The sequence below is a fragment of the Streptomyces sp. NPDC026522 genome, from assembly GCF_055567555.1.
Genome location: NZ_JBVHQF010000015.1, coordinates 1 through 21,782 on the forward strand (window position 1 = coordinate 1; position 21,782 = coordinate 21,782).

Here is a 21,782-nt window from a genome sequence, read left to right on the forward strand (position 1 = left end):
TGGGCGTCAAGCTCACCACCCTGCGCCCGGAGCAGGCCGCGTACATCGGCGTCAAGGTCGAGGGCCCGTACAAGCCCGACCACTACCGCTACTGAGCAGTCCCGCAACACTGAGCGGGTTCGGAACGAAGTGACGACAGGGTGATCACCATCGAACGCACGGACGCGACAGATCCGCTGGACACCGTCGTAGTGATCGGCACCGGGCTGATCGGGACCTCCATCGGCCTGGCACTCACCCAGAACGGTGTCCGGGTCCACCTCCAGGACGTCCATGCGGAATCGGTGCAGATCGCCGAGGCGATGGGGGCGGGCACCGCGCTCGCCCCCGAACGCCCGGCGGACCTGGCGGTCATCGCGGTTCCCCCGCACAGCGTGAACGCCATCCTGGCCGACGCCCAGCGCAGGCGGATCGCCCGCCACTACACCGACGTCGCCAGCGTCAAGGCGTCGCTGCCCGCCGGGCCCGGCGCCGACTGGGACGCCTCCCGCTTCGTCGGCGGGCATCCCATCGCCGGCCGCGAGCACCCGGGCCCCGGCGCCGCCCGCGGTGACCTGTTCCGGGCCAAGCCGTGGATCCTCACCCCGAGCACCGACACCTCGCGCGCGACCACCGCCACCGCCCGCCGGCTGGTCGGCCTGTGCGGGGCGGACGCGGTCACGATGAATGCCGAGGCGCACGACCGGGCCATCGCGATGACCTCCCACCTGCCGCACCTGGTCAGCAGCCTGATGGCCCGGATGCTGCGGTCCTACGACCAGCGCGCGCTGGGGCTGTCCGGCTCCGGACTGCGTGACTTCACCCGGATCGCGGCCGGCGACCCCGCGCTGTGGACCGACATCCTCGGGTCCAACGCCTCCGCGGTGCTGGCAGCACTGGAGGGTCTCCAGCACGACCTGGAGGTGACCCGCCGTGCCCTCAGCGCACTGGCCGAGGTCCGCGGGGGCGAAGACGCCCCTGCCTACCGCGAGTTGCTGCGCCGACTGCTGGAGGAGGGCAGGTCCGGGCAGCTGCTGATCCCCCAGAAGTACGGATCGGCGGGGCGCGCGTACGACCGGCTGCAGGTGCGCCTCACGGACCGCGGGGGCGAACTCGCCCGGCTGCTGGCGGATGTGAGCGACTTGAACGTGAACGTCGAGGACCTGTGGATCGAGGACTCGCCGCACTCTCCCACCGGCCTCGCCGTGCTCCTGGTCGACGCGGGGGTGACGTCCGCGCTGACGGACTGGCTGGAGAGCCGTCAGTGGCCCGTCGTCGGACGGGCCCGGGCGGTGCCGGAACCGCTGGCCGAACCGGTGTGAGGCCGGCCGGGCGAGGGCACGAGTGGTGAGCGGGGCGTGGACCGTCAACCGGCGGCGAGCGCCCCGCTCGTCGTTTTCGCGCCGCCGGCCGCTCCGCCCTCACCCTGCATGCCCGGCGTCAGCTCCTGGAGCAGGTAGCCGCGCCCCCACGCCGTGCTGATGCCCAGCCCGAGCGGGGCGATACGCCTGCGTATCCGCATCATGTGCAGGTCGAGGGCGTTGCGGCTGTTGGCCCGCGGAGCGCCCGTAAGGTGGGCGAGCGCTTCCCTGGCGACCAGCGAGCCGTAGTTGCGCACGAGTTCGGCGACGATCGCGATCTCCGTGGGGGAGAGCACGACCGAGTCGCCGTCGAAGCCGAGAACCCCGTCCACGTCGAGGGTCGGGACGCGGTACGTCCTGGCCTTGACGCGCAGCGCCGTGACCCGTGCCGCGAGGTCCGCCCTGCTGACCGGGACCCTGACCCAGTCCTCCCGCAGGTCCGCGGTCAGCGGTGGCGTCGCGCCGTTCTCCACGAGGAGGATCCGCAGGGCTCCCAGTTCCCTGCACTTCTCCCGCTTCGCCGTCTCCAGCGGCCAGCGGACGATCCTCACCTTGTCTTCGTCCGGGGTGATCAGCATCAGGTCCTCCGCGGTGCCGCATGACGGCGGCCCGCGCAGCGGCCCGGCCCCGCCCTCGGGGCGCGACCGGGCCGCCGCACGGGCCGTTGGTTACTTGGTGGCGATGATGACGCCGTGGGGGGTCCAACCCGGGAACTCGATCCGCTGGAAGGACTGCGGGTCGAAACCGGCCTTGGTGAGGGACTCCTCGTAGGTGGCCCAGGGGTAGATCATCCCGCCCTCGGCCGGCAGCGCGGCGAAGTAGACGCTGTCGAGAGCCGCCACGACCGGGCCGTCACCCGCGTCGTTGGACATCGAGTTGAAGATGATCACCCGACCGCCTTCGGGCAGGGCGTGGTACGCCTTGCGCAGCAGCGCGGTGTTCTCCTCCGGCGTCCAGATGACGAGCTGGTGGGCGAACATCACCGTGTCGTAGCCGGTGGGGAACTCGTCCGCGTGCATGTCGCCCGGCTTGACCGTGATGCGGTCGCTGAGGCCGGCCTCAGCGATCTTCTTCTCGGTCAGCGGGGCGGTCGGCGGGATCTCCAGGATGCCGGCCTCGATGTGCGGGTTGGCCTGGGCCAGCGCGATCGAGTTGACGGCGTCGCCGCCGCCGCAGTCGAGCAGCTTGGAGGTGCCGGACAGGTCCAGGACCTCGACCAGGTGCTGGTTGGCCAGCTCCGACCAGGACCGCATGTACTTGTAGAAGGCCTGCTCCATCTGCGGGTTCTCGTGCAGGCGGTGGTACAGGTCACGGCCGGAGCCGCGGACCCGGCGCAGGCCGACGTTGCTGTTGGCGCGCAGCGACTCGGTGAAGTCGATCTGGCCCTCGTAGCAGACGTACTGCTCGAAGCCGACGGTGTCCTTGAAGCGCTGCCAGTCGTCCGTCTTGAGGAGCTCGGCCAGGACGGTGGCGAGCTGGTAGCGGCCGTCCTCGACGGTGAGCATGCCGGTCGCGGTGACACCCAGCAGCAGGATGTCGTTGGCGCGGTCGGCCAGGCCGAGCTCGGCGCCGATCTGCGCCTTGGTCAGACCCGGCTTCTGCTCCAGCAGCTCGAAGAGGTTCAGCTCGCAGGCCGCGTTCAGGTACTGGAAGGCGGAGGCGCCGAAGAGGATCCAGGCGAGCCCGTCCATGTCCAGCGGAGCCTTGCCGGTCGGAGGACCACCGACGGGGGACTGGGTCGCGGAGGTGTTGTCGAGGGTGACGGTCATGGTGGTGTTTCTCCTTGTGTGAAGGGTCGGTATCAGGCGGCGGGGGCGGGTGCGGGACCGGCCCATACCGTCTCGATGTGTTCGAGGCATGCGCTGCGCGGGCCGGTGAAACCGGCCGGTCGCCAGCCGTCTGGAATGCGGCGGTCCGCCGGCCAGATCGAGTACGCGCCGGCGTCGTTGGCGACGACGGCGCAGGCGACGGAGTCGTCCTCGCCCAGGAAAGTGGCCAACCCGGTCACTCCTTTCGTAGTCATGCCGGCCCCTCCTGGACCGGAAGGTGCACCGTCCGTACGACGAGTGAGGCGTTGCCCCAGGTATCCACGTCGAGGGCGGCCGCCGGGCTGATGTGCTCCGGGATCCCGGCGGAAGGATCGGTGCCCGGAGCCGCCGCGAGCTGGTGCGGCAGTCCGTCGACCCGATCGAGGACCCGGAGCCGGGCATCGGACGACGGAAGTTCGAGTTCGACCCGGATGCCCGGGTCCGGGACGGCGTGCAGCCACAGCTCCCAGCTGTCGTCCCCGGCGGCGAAGCGGGCGGGCTCCGACCACGCGCCGTCCTCGACGCGCCAGCGGCGTACTCCGCCGCCGACCACGGCCAGCGACAGCTGGCGCGCACCGCGCGGCGAGCGCAGGTGCAGCACCAGACGGCGCCGGCCGGCCTCCCCGGCCGCGTCCTCCAGCACGGCCACCTCGGGGCCCGGGAGGTCGAGCTGCGGGGCGGGCGCGTGCAGGAAGTCCCGCTGCCAGCCGGGGAAGTGCTCCGGCAGGCGGCCCTTGGCCGGCTGGTCGCCGAGGAAGGCGCGCGTGCGGGCGGAGGCGGACTCGTCGCTGCTGATCCACAGCGCCTCGGCGCGTTCCGGATCCAGCAGGTAGCTGAGGGTCTCGGGCGGCGGGGCGCCCTTGCCCCGCCGGAGGAAGCGCCGCGCGGCCACCCCGGCCGCCAGGAGCAGCCCGCCCGCCGCAGCGGCGCCCCGGGCCCGGCGCGGCAGTTCCGCCAGCGCCGGCGCGGCCAGCTCGCCGCACAGCTGCAGGGCGACCACGGCGGTACCGGCCAGGCGCGGGGTGAGCCCCTTGAAGAGCAGGCGCGACAGCGGGACGAGCAGCGCGGCGGCCGGAGCGGCCGCGGCCGCCGCGCCCAGCGCGTGCCGTGCGGAGGGGCCCCGGCCCGGCGCGGCGCCGGAGGCGGCCGGCCCGTCGGAGCCCAGCAGCCACAGGCCGGCGCCCGCGCCGACCAGCGGCCAGGTCGTCAGGTAGCTGCCGCCCGGCATCCCGGCGGCGAGCGCCACCGAGGCGGCCGCCAGGGGCACCGTGGCGGAGGCGGTACGGGCCTGGGCCGCGGCACGGCCGCCGGGGCCGGCGAACACCGCGGCGCAGGCCAGCCCCGCCACTGCGGCGTAGATGTCGCCCGACCCGTGGAAGTCGCCGTGCCGGCGGAACTCCGGTGCCAGCTTGCCCATGGCCGCGGTGAATGCCGTACCCGCGGCCGCGCCCGCTGCGATCCGGCCCGCCAGCAGGGCGCCGGCACCGCCCAGCCGGCGGCCGCTCAGTCCGCCCCCGCGCAGGGCGTGGCCCAGACCGCCCGCCCACAGCAGTCCGGCCGCGACGCCCAGCGGCACGACGGCCCTGCCCGGGACGCGCACGAGGCGCCCCCGTCCGAGCGGGAAGAAGACGGTGTCCTCACCGCCCAGTTCGGCCAGGTCCGCCGAACCCAGGCGACGGGCGAGCGCGAGGGCGAGCTCCCCCTGGTGCTGGAGCGCGGACGGATCCACGTGCTCGATGTCGTCGAGGGGGCCGTGGTAGGCCGCGAAACCTCCGATGTGTGCGAAGTTGAGGCCCGGGATCCCCCGTTCCTTCACCAGAGCGAAATCGGTGGCATTGGGCATGCGCCGGTAGATGGCGTCGAAGAGGGAACTGGCGAACACGGGAACCCCGGTACGGGCCAGCTCCTCCAGCATCGGCCCGTTGCCCGGACCGGCTTCGAACATCAGCACCGGGCCTTCGGTGCCGCGGGCCTCGAAGTTGAAGGCCACGCCCACCGTCGCGGCCAGCGGGTGCCGGTCGAAGAAGGCGCGGGCGCCCAGCAGGCCGGCCTCCTCGCCGTCGGTGAACACCACCAGGAGGTCGTTGAGCGGCTGCGCGCCCTCGGCCCGCAGCGCCCGGACCGCCTCCAGGAGAGCGGCCACCGGGACGCCCGCGTCACTGGCGCCCGGGCCCTGGGACACCGAGTCGTAATGTGTCATCAGCAGCACGGCGTGCCCGGGGACGGAGCCCGGGAGCCGGCCGATGACGTTGCGCACCACTCCGCCGGTCAAGTACCGGGGCCCGTACGGCGTGGGCCCCAGGTCATGGCCGGCGACCGCCTCTTGGACCTCCGTCTCGAATCCCAGCTCCTTGAGCTCGGCGAGCAGGTGGTCGCGGACCCGGCCCGCGGCCGGCGAGCCGACCGGGTGGGGCTCGCGCGCCACCGCCCGGACGTGGCGCATGGCGCGTTCGGCGGAGAACCGGTCCTCCGGATCGCTGTCCGGGCGCGGTCGGGGCGAGGTGAGCGAGGTGGCGGCGTACGCCGCCGCGGCGCAGGCTGCCGCGGCCGGGCCGTACCGGGCCAGCCCCGTGCGCAAGGCGTGGGAACCGCGGATCACGGGGCGTCCCCCTCGGGAGTGGCGGACGGCTCCGGAAGCGAGCGCAGCCGGATCGTGCGGAACTGGTCGATGACGCCGACGGCGGAGCGCGAGGAGCCCTTGCCGGCCAGCAGGCTCGGCGACTCGTCGCCCACGAAGTGGTCGCACACCCCGATGTGGGAGTCGTACGCCTCCCCGAGGGCCGCCCGGAACGCGGCGGGCCGCTCGGAACCCTGCGCGGCCAGCCATTCCCAGGCACCGCGGGACCGGGCCAGCTCCTCGATCAGCGCCTCGTGGTCGCGCCAGTGCAGGCCGCTCATCTTCGGCGGTGCGACCGGCGGCATGAGGGTGGGGCGGATCTGCTCGTTGTACTGCTCCCGGTTGGCGTCGCCCGCGTAGAGCAGGGCCCCCTGACAGCCGCGCATCAGTGCCTCCGCCGCGGCCGCCGAGGCCTCGGCCCCGGACAGGTCGCCGCGGTCGGCGCTGTCACGCAGGCAGGCCGTGGCCAGAGCGCATCCCTGGGCGAAGACCATGAAGACGTGGTGTCCGCGCACCCAGCGGCGCAGCGCGTCCTGGGGCCCCGGCGGCCCGGGCGGCCCGGCAGCCGGGACGGGCCGCGCCTGCGGCGCGCCGTACGGGTCGGCGAGCCAGCCGAGCAGTCCGTCGAAACCGCCGATGAAGCGTTCCCAGGCGATCCCGTCCAACTCGGAGCCCTGCTCCGCGGCGACCTCCAGCACCCCGATGAGCGCGGCGAGTGCCGCGTCCACGAGCAGCTCGGTCACCGGGCCGCGAGTCCGCACGATGCCGAAGGCGAGGTCGTTGTCCCGGTTGGCCTCGGACTCGGCCGGATCGTCGGTCACCGGCCCGCTGCCGGTCGGCGCGAGGGCCGCACGCGTCTGCCGGGCCTGTGCCAGCAGCGCGCCGACGCCGGCCCGGGCGCCCGGGCGGCTGAGGCCGACGACGGCCTCGGCCGCCCGGTCCGCGACGGCGTCGCGCACCTCGTCCAGCGAGCCGGGCAGCTCCTCGGGCCGTCCCAGGCGGAAGGGCACGGTGGCCACCTGGGCCACGTAGTCGGGCCGGCCCGCCGGATGGAGGACGTGTTCGGCGGCCCCCATCACCGTGCCTCCGCCGTGTCGGCCACGTCGTGGACGACGTCCGCGGGCGCCGACATGAAGCCGGTGCGCACGAGGTAGTCCATGACGGCGTGGGCGTCGGCCTCCGTGGTCGGCGGGCAGACGATGTCGCTGCCGGCCAGCATGCGCAGCGTCTCGGCGCACTCGAGCTCGGGCCGGACCTCGTCCATGTACTTGGGGTCGAGGGCCCGGTGCGGCTCGGCTTCCGCATCCTTGATGAGCGGCACGAGCGGATACAGGAGGTGGTCCGGGGCGACGCCCAAGGCGCGGCGCCTGCCCTCCTCGAAGGGCACGATGTCGAACTCGTAGCCGTATCCCTTGATCCAGTCGCAGAACGTGCGCAACGGCACCGGCGCCGGGTTGAAGAGGTGGTAGAAGCCGTCGATCGCCTCCCGCTTGCCCGAGATGTGCACGATGGCGGAGGCCACGTAGTCGACCGGGATGACGTCGAAGATGCGGGGGTAGTCGGGCAGGATGCGCATGGGCAGGAAGCCGCGGAGCGCGACCAGCAGGTAGTCGATGGTCTGGGTGGCGCCGTTCTTCGTGTGGCCGAGGATCAGGCCGGGGCGGAAGACGGTGACCGGGATGCCGCGTCGGCGCGCCTCGTCCACGACCTTCTCCGCCACCCACTTGCTGCCGGTGTAGCCGGCCGGGACGCCGACCGCCGAGTGCAGCGGCGCGTCGTTCTCGAGGAACGGACGCGGCATGTGCGTGGCGAGCAGGGTGTCGATGGTGGAGACGTGGTGGACGGCCTTGAGCCGGGTGGTGCAGGCCAGTTCGATGACCCGCTGGGTCCCGCCCACGTTGGCGGCCTTGAGCGCCGAGTAGGGGTAGACGAAGTTGACGAGTGCGCCGTTGTGGTAGATCACGTCCACGGTCGCGGCCAAGTCGTCCCACTGCTCCTGGGTCAGACCCAGCAGTGGTTCGGCGAGGTCGCCGACGACCGCGGAAACCCGGTGCAGCTGGTCCTCGACGTCGATCTCGTAGAGGGCGAAGCCCTCCCGCAGCCGTTCGAGGGCGTGTTCTTCGTCGCGGGCCCGGCACAGGGCCACGACCTCGGCGTCGGTGCGGCGCAGCAGCTGCTCGACGAGGTGCAGGCCCAGGTAGCCGGTGGCGCCGGTGAGGAAGACGCGCCGCGGGTTCTCCCAGTCGGCCTCCGGCAGCCCCTCGGGGCTGATGGAGGGGTCCAGGGTGCCGTCGCCTTCGAGCGTCGCGGCGTGCTTGCGGCCCAGGACACCGGCCAGGCCCTCGCGGCGGTAGACCTCGATGGTCTCGGAGACGCCTGCCACGGTGGGCGTACGGAAGAACTCGTGCAGCGGGATCTCGACGTCGTGCCGGCGGCCCAGTAGGGAGGCCAGCTTCGCCAGGATCAGGGAGGTGCCGCCGAGGTCGAAGAAGTCGGCGTGGATGTCGACGGCCGGGACGCGCAGCACGGAGGCGAAGGCCTCGGCGACGGAACGCTCCAGCGCGTTGCGGGGTCCGGCGGAAGCGTCCCGGCCGGTGGCCGGTGCGGCGGGCTGCCACGCCAGCAGTTCGGCGACGGCGCGTCGGTCGGTCTTGCCGTTGGAGGTGAGCGGCAGCTCCTCCAGCACGGCGAACCGGTCGGGGACCAGGTAGCCGGGCAACTCGTCGGCGAGTGCGGCACGGACCTGCTCCGCCGACGCACCGTCGGCGCCGGTGGCCAGGACCAGGGCGGCGGCCAGCCGGGCGTCCTCCGTGCCCGCGTCCAGCGCCACCACGGCGGCCTCGCGGACCGCGGCCAGGGTCTTGAGCACCGACTCGATTTCGGCGAGCTCGATGCGGTGACCGCGGATCTTGACCTGGTCGTCGACACGGCCGAAGAACTGCAGGGAGCCGTCGGGGAGCCGGCGGCCCAGGTCACCCGTGCGGTAGAGGGCGCCACCCGCGCCGTCGCCCGCCGCCGCGAACGGGTCGGGCAGGAAGCGGGCCGCGGTCAGTGCCGGCCGGTCGTGATAGCCGAGGGCCACTCCGGCGCCGGTGACGACGATCTCACCCGGGACGCCCTCCGGTACGGGCCGCAGCGCGGCGTCGACGACATGCACGGCCGTGTTGTGCACGGCGCGGCCGATCGGGACCGGTACCGTGCGGTCGCCGCGCGGCACCCGGTGACCGGTGGCGTCGATGGTGGCCTCGGTCGGGCCGTAGAGGTTGGCGATCTCGCAGGACCAGGTCGACTCGACGCGCTCCAGCAGGCCTTCGGTGAGGGGTTCGCCGCCGCTGAGCACCAGCCGGATGCGGGTGCAGGCGCCCGCGTCCGGATGATCGAGCAGCAGGGACAGCAGGGAGGGCACACCGCTCAGCAGGGAGACCTGGTGCTTGCGGAGCGTCGCGATCAGCTCCCCGGGGTCCTTCATCTGCTCCTCGGTGGCGAGGACGACGGAGGCGCCGGACGCCAGCGGCCAGAACGTCGCCCAGATGGAGGGGTCGAAGCAGAAGCTGTAGTTGTGCAGCACCCGGTCGGCCTCGGTCAGCTGCCAGTTCGCCTGGCGCCAGGTGATGTTGTTGACGACGTTGGAGTGGCGCACGACGACGCCCTTGGGGCGGCCGGTGGTACCCGAGGTGTAGATGAGGTAGGCGGCCGCATCGGCGGGGACCCGCTCGGGGCGGGACGCGCCGCCCCGAGCGGCCGTACCGGACAGCTCGTCCAGCAGGAGCACCGGGACACCGAGGTCGCCGAGCAGCTGCACGGAGCTCTCGGACAGCACCAGCGAGGGCCGGGAGTCGGACACCAGGTAGCGCACCCGGTCCTCGGGATAGGCCGCGTCGACCGGCACGAAGGCCGCGCCGGCGGCGAGCACCGCGAGCAGCGCGGTGACCGTCGAAGGCCCGCGGCGCAGCCACACCGCGACCCGGTCGCCGGGGCGCACACCGCGCGCCGCCAGCTCGTCCGCCAGTCGTACGGCATCCGACCACAGCTGTGCGTACGAGACCTCGGCGTCACCCTGCCGCAGCGCGACGGCCTCGGGCGTGGCGGCGGCCTGCGCCTCGACCAGATCGACGAGGGAGCGCGGGTCGGGGGCCGTGCGCTCACCGCGCCCCGCCGCCAGGGCGACGCGGGCGCCCTCGGCGTCGAGCAGCGGTACGACCGCCCCGGTCACCTCCGGGGTACCGCCGGGCAGGATCGCGTCGAGGACCGCCGCGAGCTGGTTGCCCAGCGCGCGCACCCGCTCCTGCGAGTACAGCTGGACGTCGTAGTCGATCTGCGCGACGACCAGGCCCGGCTGGAGCCGGACCGTCACCTCCAGGTCGTACTCGGTGCCCGAGGCCGCGTCGGCGACCGGCCAGGCGGTGCCTGCGGCGCCGCCCAGCGGCCTGCGCGCGTCGACGGCCCGTACGACGGTCTGCACGTAGGGGGTGCGAGCGATGTCGCGGCGCGGCGGAGCCACTTCGAGGAGGTGGGCGAGCGGGACGTCCACGGCCGCGGTGCGCAGCTGTCGCCCGACGGCGGACAGGAGGTCCGACAGCGGCGCCTCGGCCGCGTCGTCCACGCGCACCAGGCGCAGCGCGTCGAGCGGCCCGACGACGTTGCCCAGTTCGGCCCGGCGTGCGGTGCGGACACCGCACACGGCGGCGCCGGTGGCCTGCGAGCGCATGAGGACCACGAGCCAGGCGGCCGCGACCGCGGCTTCCCAGTCGGCGACCTCGGCGGCGCGCGACGCGAGGGCCAGCGGCAGCGGCAGCACCACGGAGGCGGCGGAATTCGCCTTGATCTCCGGGCGCGGGCCGTAGCCGGGGATCTCGGTGGCGGCGGGGCGGGCCAGTTCCGCGGCCCAGCCGGTCACGGCGTCCGCGAGGGCGGGTTCCGCAAGACGCTCACGCTCGGCCCCCAGGGCCTGCTCCAGGGACCCGGCCTCGCCCGTGGCGCTCCCCCGGTCGCCCTCGTCGCCCAGGAGTTCGGCGACCAGCAGGTCCAGGGAGGTCTCGTCGAGGACCAGGCGGTGACCGGCGACGACCAGCTCGGCGGCGTCCCCGTCGGCGGAGCGCAGCAACAGCGCCCGCAGCAGGGGACCGTGGCCGAGGGAGAAGTCCTCCTCGGCGAGGTGGCGGACGTGCTCCTCGATGCGGGCGGCATCAGTGGACTCGGGCGCGCTCAGCGTGCGCAGCGAGATCTCGGCGAACGGCAGGACCAGGCGGGCGGGCCGCCCGGCGACCTCGACGAAGACGCTGCGCAGCGCTTCGTGGCGGGAGACCAGGGAGGCCAGCCGCAGCTGGAGCCGGGCCGCGTCCGGGGCGCCCTTGAGGCGGTAGCGGCCGGTGACGACGGCCCAGGAGCCGCCGGCTATGCCGCCGAGCAGCCACAGCCGGCGCTGCTCCACGGACAACGGGGTGGCCGACTCCGCACCGCGGTCTTCGAGTACGCGGTGCAGGGCTTCGGTGAACGTTTCAGTGGCGTCGTGCCGGGTCACGGCGATACCTCCAGGGGAACGGGGTCGGAGCCGGGGGCGGACCGGCGCACGGCCGGGAAGTCCCAGCCGTCTTCGTCGGCCCAGCGGTCCCCGGGCAAGGGCTCTGCGGTCTGCTCCGCACGCCCGTCTGGGTCTTGGGGTGGTGTCCGGTCCGCGCCGCCGCCGTGGAGCTGGCCGACGGTTCCGGCGAGCCGGGCTACGGTCGGCTCCATGAAGAACTCGGCCACGGGAACGCGGGCACCGAGGTCGCGCTCGATGCGTTGCAGCAGTTCGGCGGCGAGCAGCGAGTGGCCGCCGAGCCCGAAGAAGTCCTCTCGGACACCGACTTCGGGGAGGTTGAGGAGTTCGCACCACAGTGCCGCGACGGCGCGCTCGGCGTCGGTGGAGGGCGCGACCCGCTCGTCGGCGCCTTCCAGGCGCCGGCCCGTGCCCGGCAGTGCCCGGCGGTCGACCTTGCCGTTGGGGGTGAGGGGGACCGCGGTCACCGCGTACAGCTCGGAGGGCAGCATCGCCGTGGGCAGCACCTCGGCGAGGGCCTGGCGCAGCGCGGCCGCCTGACCGGGCGTGTCCAGGACTCCCGCGCCGGCGACGAGGTAGCCGGCGATACGGGCGTTGCCGCGCGGGTCGAGCACGGTCGCCGCGGCGTCCAGCACTCCGGGCAGGGCGCGCAACGCGCTCTCCACGTCGCCGAGTTCGATGCGGTGCCCGCGGACCTTGACCTGCTCGTCGGCACGGCCCACGAACTCGATCAGCCCGTCGGGACGCAGGCGTACGACGTCACCGGTGCGGTAGAGCCGTTCGCCCAGCCGGTATGGGTCGGGCACGAACCGCGCCGCCGTGCGCGCCGGGTCGCCGAGGTAGCCGAGCGCCACTCCGGGGCCGCCGATGAGCAGCTCACCGCAGACCCCCGGCGGCACCGGCCGCAGGTTCCGGTCGGCCACCAGGGCACGGGTGCCCGGGATCGGACGGCCGATGGTCAGGGGGGCGCCCGGACGGACCGTGGCGGCGAGGGACCAGATGGTGGTCTCCGTCGGCCCGTACAGGTTGTGCACTTCGGCAGCGGTTCCCGCCAGCAGGTCGGCCAGGTCCGGGGGCAGCGCCTCGCCGCCGCACAGCACCCTGAACCCTTCGCGGGGCCGCCAGCCCGCCGACATCGCCATGCGCCACACGGCCGGGGTGGCCTGGGCGACGGTGAGGCCCGGCGCGCTGAGGCGGGCGGCGAGGTCGGCGGCGCCGCGCTGCGCGGACGAGGGCGCCACGACGACCGCGCCGCCCGTCACGAGCGGCCCGAGGAGTTCGAGCAGCGAGATGTCGAACGCCGTCGTGGTCAGGGCCAGCAGCCGGTCGTCCGGGCCCAGCCCCAGACGTCCGGTCAGGGCGTGCAGGAACGAGGCGAGCGAGGCGTGGCTGACGGCCACCCCCTTGGGACGGCCGGTCGAGCCCGAGGTGAACATCAGGTACGCGGGATCGTGCGGCTGCGTCGCGGCCTGCGCCGGCGCGGCGACCGCGCCGTCCGCCGGCGCCGTGAGGGCGCTGATCGCCACGGCACGGACCCGGTACGCGGGACCGGGCCGGTCCGGATCCTCGCAGACCAGCACCGCGGGCGCGGCCTGCTCCAGGACCAGTTCCCGGCGCGCCGGCGGCGCCGCCGGGTCGACCGGCACGTACACCGCGCCGGCCCGCCAGCATGCCAGCATCGCGACCACGGCCGGGATGCCGCGCTCGGCGAGGACGACGACCCGGTCGCCGGCGCCCGCTCCGGCGGCACGCAGCCGCGCGGCCGCGGCGTCGACGCGCTCGGCGAGCGCGCCGTAGCCCAGGTGGTCCCCGTCGTCGCGGACGGCCTCGGCGTGCGGCCGGCTCACCGCGAGGTCCCTGATCCGCGGCCACACCAGCGGCCACGGCTGCTCCAGCGGACCGCCGTCGAGGAAGGGGTCGACGACGGTGCCGGTGGCGTTGCCGGTCAGGTCGACGGCTGAGACCGCGACGCCCGGGTCCCGCAGGATCTGCCGGAGCACGGCGTGCAGCTGGTCGGCGAAGCGTTCGGCGGTGGAGCGGTCGAAGAGGGCCGAGGCGTACTCCAGGAAGCCGTCGATCGCCCCGCCGGCCTCCTCGAAGAGGAACAGCGACAGGTCGACCCGGGCGTTGCCGCAGTCCACGTCCTCGACGTCGACGCGCAGACCCGGAAGGTCCCAGCTGCGCCTGACGTCCTGCTGGAGACCGAACAACACCTGGAAGACGGGGTTGCGCTCGGGCATCCGAGGGGGCGCCAGCATCTCCACCAGCTCACCGAACGGCACGTCCGAATGCTCCAGGACCCCCGTGAGCCGGTCGTACAACTGCCCGACCAGCTCTTCGAGGGTCGGCTCGGCGCGCAGGTCGGCCCGCAGCGGACAGGTGTTGGCGAGGTACCCGACCGTCCCGGCGAAGTCCGTGTGGGAGCGGTTGGCGACCGGCAGGCCGACCAGCAGGTCGTCGGCGCCGCCGTTGCGGGCGAGTACGACGACGTACGCGGCGAGGAGGGTGGTGAACGGCGTCACCCCGCGCTCGGCGGACCAGTCGCGCAGCCGGTCCGCGAGAGCCGTCTCCAGCTGTACGGGGACCCGGCTGCCGGCGTAGGACTGCAGCGGCGGCCGGCGCCGGTCGGTGGGCAGGTCCAGGACCAGCGGGGCGCCGGCGAGTTCCCGGCTCCAGTGGTCCCGGGCGGCCTCGCGCCGCGCGGACCACTGGGCGTCCGGCCCGTCCTCGCCGCCGCTGTTCCACACCACGTAGTCGGCGAACTGCAGGGGTTCCTCGCCGCCCGGACGACTGCCGCCCGTGTAGTGCTCCAGCAGTTCGCGCAGGACGACCTGGAGGGACAGGCCGTCGCAGACGGCGTGGTGCACGCACAGCAGCAGGACGTGGTGGTCCTCGGCGAGGGCGATCAGCAGCCCGCGCAGCAGCGGCGGCTGCGCCAGGTTCCAGCCGCGCTGCGCCTCCTGGCGCACCAGCCGGCTCACCTCGCGCTCCAGCTCGTCCACCTCCAGGCCGCGGCCGCTCAGGTCCACGACGGGCAGCGGGACGGTGACGCCCGGCACGACGACCTGGGTGAGGGTGCCGTCGATGCTGCGCAGACCGGTGCGCAGCGCCTCGTGGCGCTCCACGGTGGCGTTGAGCGCGGACTGCAGCGAAGTGCGCTCCAGGGCGCCGCGCAGGTCCATGCGGACGGCGAGGCCGTACGCCTTGCCGGCCGTCTCGTTCATCCGGTCCAGGAACCACAGCCGTTCCTGGCCGGGGGAGGCGGGGAAGAGATGGGCGTCGGGCGGGATCCGGTCGCTCACGGGTACTCCAAAGCGTTTCGTCGGGCGGGCGTCGGGCGTCCCGGGCGGGGCCGGCCCATCAGGAGGTCCGGCCGTTCCCGGCCGCGGTGTACCTGCTGCGGTCCAGCCGGCGTACCGAGCGCGGACCGGAGGCGTCCGCAGGCGCGGCCCTGGTCAGTTCCGTCAGGTACAGGGCCTGTTCGGCCACCGTCGTGTGCGTGCGCAGGGCGGTCAGCGGGACCTGCACCGAGAACTCCCGGCCGATCACGTGGGCGAGCTTGCTGAGCATCAGGGAGTGGCCGCCGAAGTCGTGGAACTCGTCGGTCACACCGAACTCGCGGACCGGCAGGACCTGGGCCCAGCACCCCGCGATCCGGCGTTCGGCCTCGTCGCGCGGTCCGATCCGGTCGCCCGTCACGAGGGGGAGGGTGGCGCAGGACGCGAGCCGGCCGCGGTCGAGCTTGCCGTGCCGGTTGCGGGGCAGCGCGTCGAGCACCGCGAACTCGGCGGGCACCATGTAGCCGGGCAGCTCCGTGGCGAGGCGCCGGCGCACTCCGCGCAGCCAGCTGCCGGGGTCGCCCTCCAGGGGCCGCGCGGGCACCACGTACGCGGCCAGCCGGCGTGCGGTGCCCTGACCGAGGGCCAGTACGGCGGCCTCGCGGACGAGCGTGACGGCTCCCAGCGCCCGTTCCACGTCGCCCAGCTCGATGCGGAATCCGCGGACCTTCACCTGGTGGTCGGCCCGGCCGATGAACTCCAGCTGCCCGTCGGGCCGCCAGCGGACCAGGTCTCCGGTGCGGTAGAGCCTTCGGCCCGGAGCGTCCGGGTCGGGCAGGAACCGCGCCGCGGTCATGCCCGGGCGCCCCGCGTAACCGAGGGCCACGCCCGCGCCGCCGATGAGGAGTTCGCCGGTACCGCCGAGCGGCAGCGGGCGCAGCCCGGCGTCGACGACGCTGAGGGTGGTGCCGCCGACGGGCCGGCCGATGGGGACCGGGCCGCTGGTGTCCGCCCCCAGATCGGCGAACGTGGAGTACGTGGTGGTTTCGCTCGGGCCGTACAGGTTGACCATGCGCACTCCCGGCAGACGCCGGTGCACGGCCCGGACCAGCTCGGCGGTGAACGGTTCGCCCGCCACGTTGACCACGCTCAGGCCGTCGGGCAGCGCGTCCTGCTCCAGCAGGCTCGCCACCGCCGAGGGCACGGTGTTGAGCAGCGTGGCACCCGCGGCGTGCGCCGGGCTCTCCAGCAGGTCCAGGACGCCGTCCAGCAGCCGCACCTCGCAGCCGTGGGCCAGGGGGGCGAACAGCTCGAAGACGGACAGGTCGAAGGTGGTGGGCGTGACGGCGAGGGTGCGCGCCAGCGCGCCGGCGCCGAACTCGGAGCCCGCCCAGCGCACCAGGTTCACCGGGCCGCGGTGCGGGATCACCACCCCCTTGGGGCGGCCGGTCGAGCCGGAGGTGAACAGGACGTAGGCCGGGTCGTCGGGGCTGACCGAAGGCTGCGGTACGACCGGCGCCGCGTCGCCCGCCGCGAGCACCGCGTCGACGTCCAGGGCGCGCACGGGGAAGAACTGGTCCCGGTCCACGGGAACCGCGCCGACCAGGACGTGGCGGCACCCGGCGTCCTCCACCACGGCGGCCAGCCGGGCCTGCGGGGTGGCCGCGTCCAGCGGCAGGTAGGCCGCTCCCGAGCGCATCACCCCGAGCAGGACGGCCGGCAGGTCGCGGCCGCGGGGCATCAGCACGCCGACGGTGTGGCCCGGCCCCACGCCCTGCGCGGCGAGCGCGGCGGCCACGACGGCAGAGCGGTGGGCGAGTTCGCCGTACCCGAGGGTGCCGTCTTCGGCGACCACGGCGGTGCGCCGCGGATGGCGTGCCGCGGCTGACAGGACCAGCTCGTGCAGGGTGCCCTCGCCGTCCTCGGGTACCCCGGGCAGCGACCACTGCCGCAGCAGTGCGGCCTGCTCGGCGCCCACGGCGGACACCTCGGCGAGCGGAAGGTCCGCATCGCCCGCCAGGGAGCGGGCGACGGCGCGGAACGTGTCGGCGAACTGCCCGGCCAGCCAGCCGGCGTACCGGCCGGGATCGACCTCGACCCGCCCGGTGAGCGTGCCGTCGTGCTCGCTGAGCACGGTGGTGAGCCCGAAGGGACCGATGCTGGGAGGGACCACGGCGACGCCGAGCTCCACGTCCCCGAGCCGCACCCCGCCGCCGAGCAGGCCCGCGCCGACTCCGCGGGGAGCACCGGGGGTGTCCTGCTGGAGCAGGAGCGCCGCGTCGGGGGCGGGCACGCCGGGTCCGCCGCGGGCGGCCGACAGCGCGACCAGCTCCGGGTAGCCGACGGTGCGGTGGGCCAGCGCGCCGCGCAGCGCTCCCGACGCCCGGACCACCAGGTCGCGGACGGTGCCGGCGGAGGTGTCCACGGGCAGGGTGACGGTGGAGACGAGGTAGTCGACGGCCCGGTGGGTGGCGGACCCGCGGCCGTGCAGGGGAACGGCGACCGGGACGCGCTCGGTGCCGGTGAGCCGGGACAGGGTCAGCGACTGCACGGCCAGCAGTACCGCGTACAGGGTGCTGCCGCACTCCTTGGCGAGGGCGCTCAGGGCGGCGGTGAGCCCGGCGTCCAGCGTGAGCGGTGTACGGATGGCGGGCCGGGCGCGGCCCGCCGGGAGGTCCTGCCCGGCGCCGTCGGCGGCCGGCAGCTGGAGCGGCTCGACCCCGTCGGCGAGCAGGGGCTGCCAGAAGGCCCACGCCCGCTCCAGGCGCCGTTCGTCCGGGACCTGGCCGCTGGGCACCGGGGCGGGCGGCAGGGCCAGGGCCCCGGTCCGCGGGTCGTCGGCGGCCAGCAGGTGGGTGAGCTCGGATGCGAGCACCCCGATGGACCAGAGGTCGGCGACCGCGTGGTGCACGGTGATCACGAGGTGGGCGCCGTGCCCGTCGGTGAGGACGAACTCGGCCTGGAACAGGGGACCTTCGGCGAGGTCCGGTACCCGGCGGCAGCGTTCGGCGAGAACCTCTTCGAGTTCCTGCGCCCCGACGGCGCCCAGCCGGGTGAGGGTGCAGTACCTGCCCCAGGGCTCGCCGGCGGCCGGGGAGGGCGCCGGGTCGACGACACGCGTCCAGTGCTCGCCACGGCGCACCAGGCGGGTGCGCAGTGCCGGGTGGCGGCCCACGAGCGCGGCCAGGCCGGCGGCCATGTCGTGCGGATCGGCCTCGGCGGGCAGGGCGAAGGCGATGCCGAGCACCAGTCCGGGAGTGGCGGGGTCGAGTTCCTGGAGCAGGCACAGGGTCTCCTGGCGGGTGCTCGCCGGGGACTCGACCGGTTCGGCGGTACCGCCGCCGGGCACGGGGCCGGCGGAGCGGATGAGCGCGGCGAGCGCCTCGGCGTCGACGCCGGCCAGGATGCCGGTGACGGGCAGCGCCACCCTGAAGGCCTGCGAGGCCTCCCCGGCGAGCCGGGCCGCTCCGAGCGAGTCCAGGGCGCGCGTGGTGCCGTCGTGGCCGCCGAAGTGCGCGATGACCGTCGCGGCGAGGCGCACGAGCAGGTCCTCCGACGGGGCGCCGGGTACCTCGGCCGCCGCGCCCGTGGACGGGCCGCCGCCCGGCACCGCGGCCACCGGGGCCGGCGTCGCCGGGTCACGGTCAGCCGTTTCGCACACCACGGTGACCAGGGAACCGTCCAGGTGCGCCAGCCGGGCGGCGGAGCGCTGCACCTTGCCGCTGGAGGTCTTGGGCAGGGTCGAGGGACGGATCAGGTGCACGCTGCGCACCGGAACCGAATGCTCCCGGGCCACGGCGTCCCGTACCCGGCGCGCGATCCGGCGGGCCTGCGCGGCGTCGTCCGCGGCCTCGGGCCGCAGCTCGGCCACGATCAGGACCTCCTCCCCGCCGTCCGGGCCGGGTACGCCCGCGGCCGCGACGCAGCCCTTGCGGATGCCCGGGTCGGTGTTCTGCACGGTTCGCTCGATGTCCTGCGGGTGCACGTTGCGGCCGCGTACGACGATGACGTCCTTGATCCGTGCGACGGGAACGAGTTCACCCTCCGCGGTGCGGAAGCCGATGTCGCCGGTGCGCATCCACTTGTGCGGCGAGCCGGGCAAGGACAGGCCGAACGTACGCGCCGTCTCCTCCGGGTCCTCGAAGTACCCCTCGGCCACGCTGTCGGAGGCGACCAGGACTTCGCCGACGGCACCCGGCCCGACGGGCAGGCCCGTGCCCGGGTCGACGATCTGGACCTCGGTGCCGGTCACCACCGGCCCGCTGGAGACCAGTTCGGTGGCCGGTGCGCCGTCCCGGGCCGGTTCCGCCCGGCCCAGGCCGAGGGCTTCGGAGTCCAGCCGGTGGGTACGCAGTCCCGCGCCCGGCCGGCCGCCGCTGACGATCAGGGTGGACTCGGCGAGGCCGTAGCAGGGCAGGAACACGTCGGGGCTCAGGCCCGCCGGGGCGAATCGCTCCGCGAACGCCCGCAGCGTCGCCGGGTCCACCGGCTCCGCGCCGGAGAAGGCCACCCGCAGCCCGCTCAGGTCGAGGGCGGCGACGTCTTCGTCCCGGGCCCGGCGGGTGACGAGCGCATAGCCGAAGTTGGGCGCCCCGGTGTGCGTGGCACCGGTCTCGGAGACCAGCCGCAGCCAGCCCATCGGGTCCGACACGAAGGACAGCGGTGACAGCAGGTGGATGGGGAAGCCGGTGAGGAGGGGGGTGAGCACCCCGCCGACGAGCCCCATGTCGTGGTAGGGCGGAAGCCACAGCGCGCCGGTGCTGGAGGTGTCGAGGCCGAACCGGTCGGTGATGGCGGCGACGTTGGCGAGCAGGTTGCGGTGCGAGACGAGCACGCCCCGCGGGGAGCCCGTCGAGCCGGAGGTGAACTGGATGAACAGCGGCTCCTCGGGCCGCACCGACGGCGCCCGCCAGTCGTCCCCGGCACCCGCCGGGACGCCCGTGTCCACCAGCCGCTCGGGCCGCACGTGGGGCAGGCGCTCCGCGAACAGCTCCCGCAGCGGCTCCAGCAGTCCCGGCTCGGTCAGCAAGGTGGCGTCCGGCAGCTTGGCGAGGATCGCGCCGAGCCGGGCGAAATCCCGCCGCACATCCGCCGGGTTGGGGGGGTAGACCGGGGCCGCGGGCAGTCCGGCGTAGACGGTGGCGAGGAAGGCCTTGAGGTAGTCCGGTCCGGGCTGCATCAGGAGCAGTACGGGGCCGTGTGCCACTTGGCGGAGCTTCATGGCGAGCGCCCGGGCCTCGCGGTCCAGCTCCTCGCGGGTGAAGCGCACCTCTTGCGGCAGCCCGATCGCCGGCTGGGCGGGGAAGACGGCCGCGGTCGCCCCGGGGTCGGCCTCGCAGACCGCCCGCATGACATCGAGAGCAGTCTCCCGGTCCGTCCTCGCCCGCATCTTCGTCCCGCCCCTCTGCCGATGACATGCCCCGTGTGGTACCTGCGGAGCGCAGAGGCGATTCACTGCCCGGAGTCCGCGGTCCCGAAGTTAAAGGCGGCCCGACGGGAGGGGGGAGTTTCTTTCCGAACCGTGAGGGATCTCGGAAAGAAGCCGGAGGGAATCCTCTTGCGGAATTCTTTCCGCGGGGACCTGGGGCGGCCCGCCGTCCGGTAGCAAGAAGACTCGTCATACGTGCCGTTTCCCTGAGGAGAACCACCGTGGCTGGAAGTTCTGTTGCGCAGAATCCGGCGGGCCGACTGCCCGGTCCGGCTGATCCTCTGGGAATGAGGAGGCTCTCGGCGGGACTGAGCCTGCTGCGCCGTCCGCTGCCGTTCCTGCGCGAGCTGCGCGACACGTACGGCGACGTGTGTGCGATGCCCGGCCGCCGCCCCCGCACGGTGTTCGCCTTCGGCCCCGACCAGGCGCGCCAGGTACTGACCGGCAAGGCCTTCGTCTCCGACTCCTTCCGGCACCTGCGGCTGCCGCCCGGTTCGCCGATGATGCTGTTGACGAGCGGCCTGCTGAGGCTGAACGGCACCGTCCACCGCAAGCACCGCCAGGCCATGCAGCAGGCCTTCTCACCGCGCCACGTGGCCGTCTACACCGACACCATCGTGCGCTTCACCGACGACATGCTCGCCCGGTGGACGCCGGGCCGCTCGGTCGACCTGCACGAAGAACTCGCCCGGCTCGTCACGAGGATCTCGCTGGCCACCATGGCCGGGGTCGAGGACGAGGAGTCCGCCCGCCACCTCAACGACAAGATGGTCCAGCTGGCCGCGGCCGCCGGGAACCCGCTGACCGCGGTGGTCCAGGCCCCGCTGCCCGGCACCCCCTTCCGCCGGATGACCCGGATCGCGGGCGAGATCGAGGACATCCTGCGCGCGCTGATCGCCGCCCGGCGCTCCGGCGCCGCCGCACCGGACCTGCTCAGCAAACTGACCGTGCCCGACGGGGAACCGGCCCCTGAGCAGGAGCTCACCGACGACGAGCTGCTGGGCGAGGCCTACACCGCGCTGTGCCACGACAGCGTCGCCTCCTCGCTGTTCTGGACCCTGTTCCTGCTCGACCAGCACCGGGAGTGGTGGGAGAAACTGCGCGCCGAGGTGGCCGAGGTCGTCGGCGACGCGACGCCGGGGCCGGACGCGCTCGTGCGCATGCCGGTGCTGGACCACGTCGTCAAGGAGAGCGTGCGGCTGATGCCGCCGGCCGGGTTCGGCGTCCGCTACGCCGAGGAGGGCGCCACGATCGACGGCCACCCGGTTCCCGAGGGCGCCATGGCGATCTTCAGTTCCTTCGTCACCCACCGCGACGCCACCACGTTTCCCGAACCGCTGCGATTCCGCCCGGAGCGCTGGGAGACCGCGCAGCCCGCGCAGCACGAGTACTTCCCCTTCGGCCTGGGCCAGCACAACTGCATCGGGCGCAACCTCGCCCTCCTGGAGAGCAAGCTGGTGCTCGCCCGGATCATGCAGCGCGCGCCCGTCGTACTTCCCGCAGGGACCGAGGTCAACCCGGTCGTGCGGATCTCGACCGTCCCCGCCGGCCACGTCCGGGCCGTCGCCGTCGAGCCGGGTGGACCGGCGCCGAAGGCACACCGCGTCACCGGCTCGGTCAACGAGATCATCGAGCTGCCGGACCACCGCTGAATCCGGCCATCGACACCGGCGTGTCCGAAAGCTTTCGGATTTCTGCCATCTCCGCCGCGCAGCACACACTCCGTCACCACACTCTGGGCCGTCGGAACCGAACGAGAGACCGTCCGGACA

The 21,782-nt window shown here is 74.2% G+C and carries 11 protein-coding genes; 3 read left to right on the forward strand and 8 right to left on the reverse strand.

The genetic code is table 11. The features are described 5' to 3' along the window. Both ACZ4M3_RS31275 and ACZ4M3_RS31280 read left to right on the forward strand, forming a co-directional pair. On the forward strand, positions 1-95 hold a 95-nt coding region (locus tag ACZ4M3_RS31275; RefSeq protein ID WP_351857368.1), incomplete at its 5' end, for an adenosylhomocysteinase. Between the two features lie 45 nt (positions 96-140). Beyond that, positions 141-1,301: a prephenate dehydrogenase gene (locus tag ACZ4M3_RS31280; protein WP_467738335.1), complete on the forward strand. Its 1,161-nt coding sequence runs from the start codon at positions 141-143 to the stop codon at positions 1,299-1,301. Positions 1,302-1,345: 44 nt separating this feature from the next. Here ACZ4M3_RS31280 and ACZ4M3_RS31285 read toward each other — a convergent pair whose 3' ends face one another. The 8 genes from ACZ4M3_RS31285 to ACZ4M3_RS31320 all read right to left on the reverse strand — a co-directional run bounded on the left by ACZ4M3_RS31285 (position 1,346) and on the right by ACZ4M3_RS31320 (position 19,971). After that, positions 1,346-1,918, reverse strand: a complete 573-nt coding sequence (locus ACZ4M3_RS31285; RefSeq protein WP_467738337.1) for a winged helix-turn-helix domain-containing protein — start codon at positions 1,916-1,918, stop codon at positions 1,346-1,348. A 90-nt stretch (positions 1,919-2,008) separates the two neighbouring features. Next, on the reverse strand, positions 2,009-3,109 hold the full coding sequence (locus ACZ4M3_RS31290) for a methyltransferase (RefSeq protein WP_467738339.1): 1,101 nt from the start codon (positions 3,107-3,109) through the stop codon (positions 2,009-2,011). A gap of 32 nt (positions 3,110-3,141) precedes the next feature. After that, complete coding sequence (locus ACZ4M3_RS31295; RefSeq protein WP_467738341.1) at positions 3,142-3,363, reverse strand: MbtH family NRPS accessory protein; 222 nt, start codon at positions 3,361-3,363, stop codon at positions 3,142-3,144. After that, positions 3,360-5,747, reverse strand: a complete 2,388-nt coding sequence (locus ACZ4M3_RS31300; RefSeq protein WP_467738343.1) for a M20/M25/M40 family metallo-hydrolase — start codon at positions 5,745-5,747, stop codon at positions 3,360-3,362. The genes ACZ4M3_RS31295 and ACZ4M3_RS31300 overlap by 4 nt, the downstream gene beginning before the upstream one ends. Further along, a complete protein-coding gene (locus ACZ4M3_RS31305; protein ID WP_467738345.1) occupies positions 5,744-6,841 on the reverse strand; it encodes a hypothetical protein in 1,098 nt (365 codons plus the stop codon). The genes ACZ4M3_RS31300 and ACZ4M3_RS31305 overlap by 4 nt, the downstream gene beginning before the upstream one ends. After that, positions 6,841-11,286 (reverse strand): amino acid adenylation domain-containing protein, encoded by a 4,446-nt coding sequence (locus ACZ4M3_RS31310; RefSeq protein ID WP_467738347.1) that lies wholly within the window; start codon positions 11,284-11,286, stop codon positions 6,841-6,843. Before ACZ4M3_RS31310 ends, ACZ4M3_RS31305 begins: the two co-directional genes overlap by 1 nt. Then, complete coding sequence (locus ACZ4M3_RS31315; protein ID WP_467738349.1) at positions 11,283-14,606, reverse strand: non-ribosomal peptide synthetase; 3,324 nt, start codon at positions 14,604-14,606, stop codon at positions 11,283-11,285. Before ACZ4M3_RS31315 ends, ACZ4M3_RS31310 begins: the two co-directional genes overlap by 4 nt. Before the next feature lie 58 nt (positions 14,607-14,664). Further along, complete coding sequence (locus tag ACZ4M3_RS31320) at positions 14,665-19,971, reverse strand: amino acid adenylation domain-containing protein (RefSeq protein ID WP_467738351.1); 5,307 nt, start codon at positions 19,969-19,971, stop codon at positions 14,665-14,667. 326 nt (positions 19,972-20,297) lie between these two features. Here ACZ4M3_RS31320 and ACZ4M3_RS31325 point away from each other — a divergent pair, with 326 nt between their 5' ends. Beyond that, positions 20,298-21,662, forward strand: a complete 1,365-nt coding sequence (locus ACZ4M3_RS31325) for a cytochrome P450 (RefSeq protein WP_467738354.1) — start codon at positions 20,298-20,300, stop codon at positions 21,660-21,662. Positions 21,663-21,782: the final 120 nt, after the last annotated feature.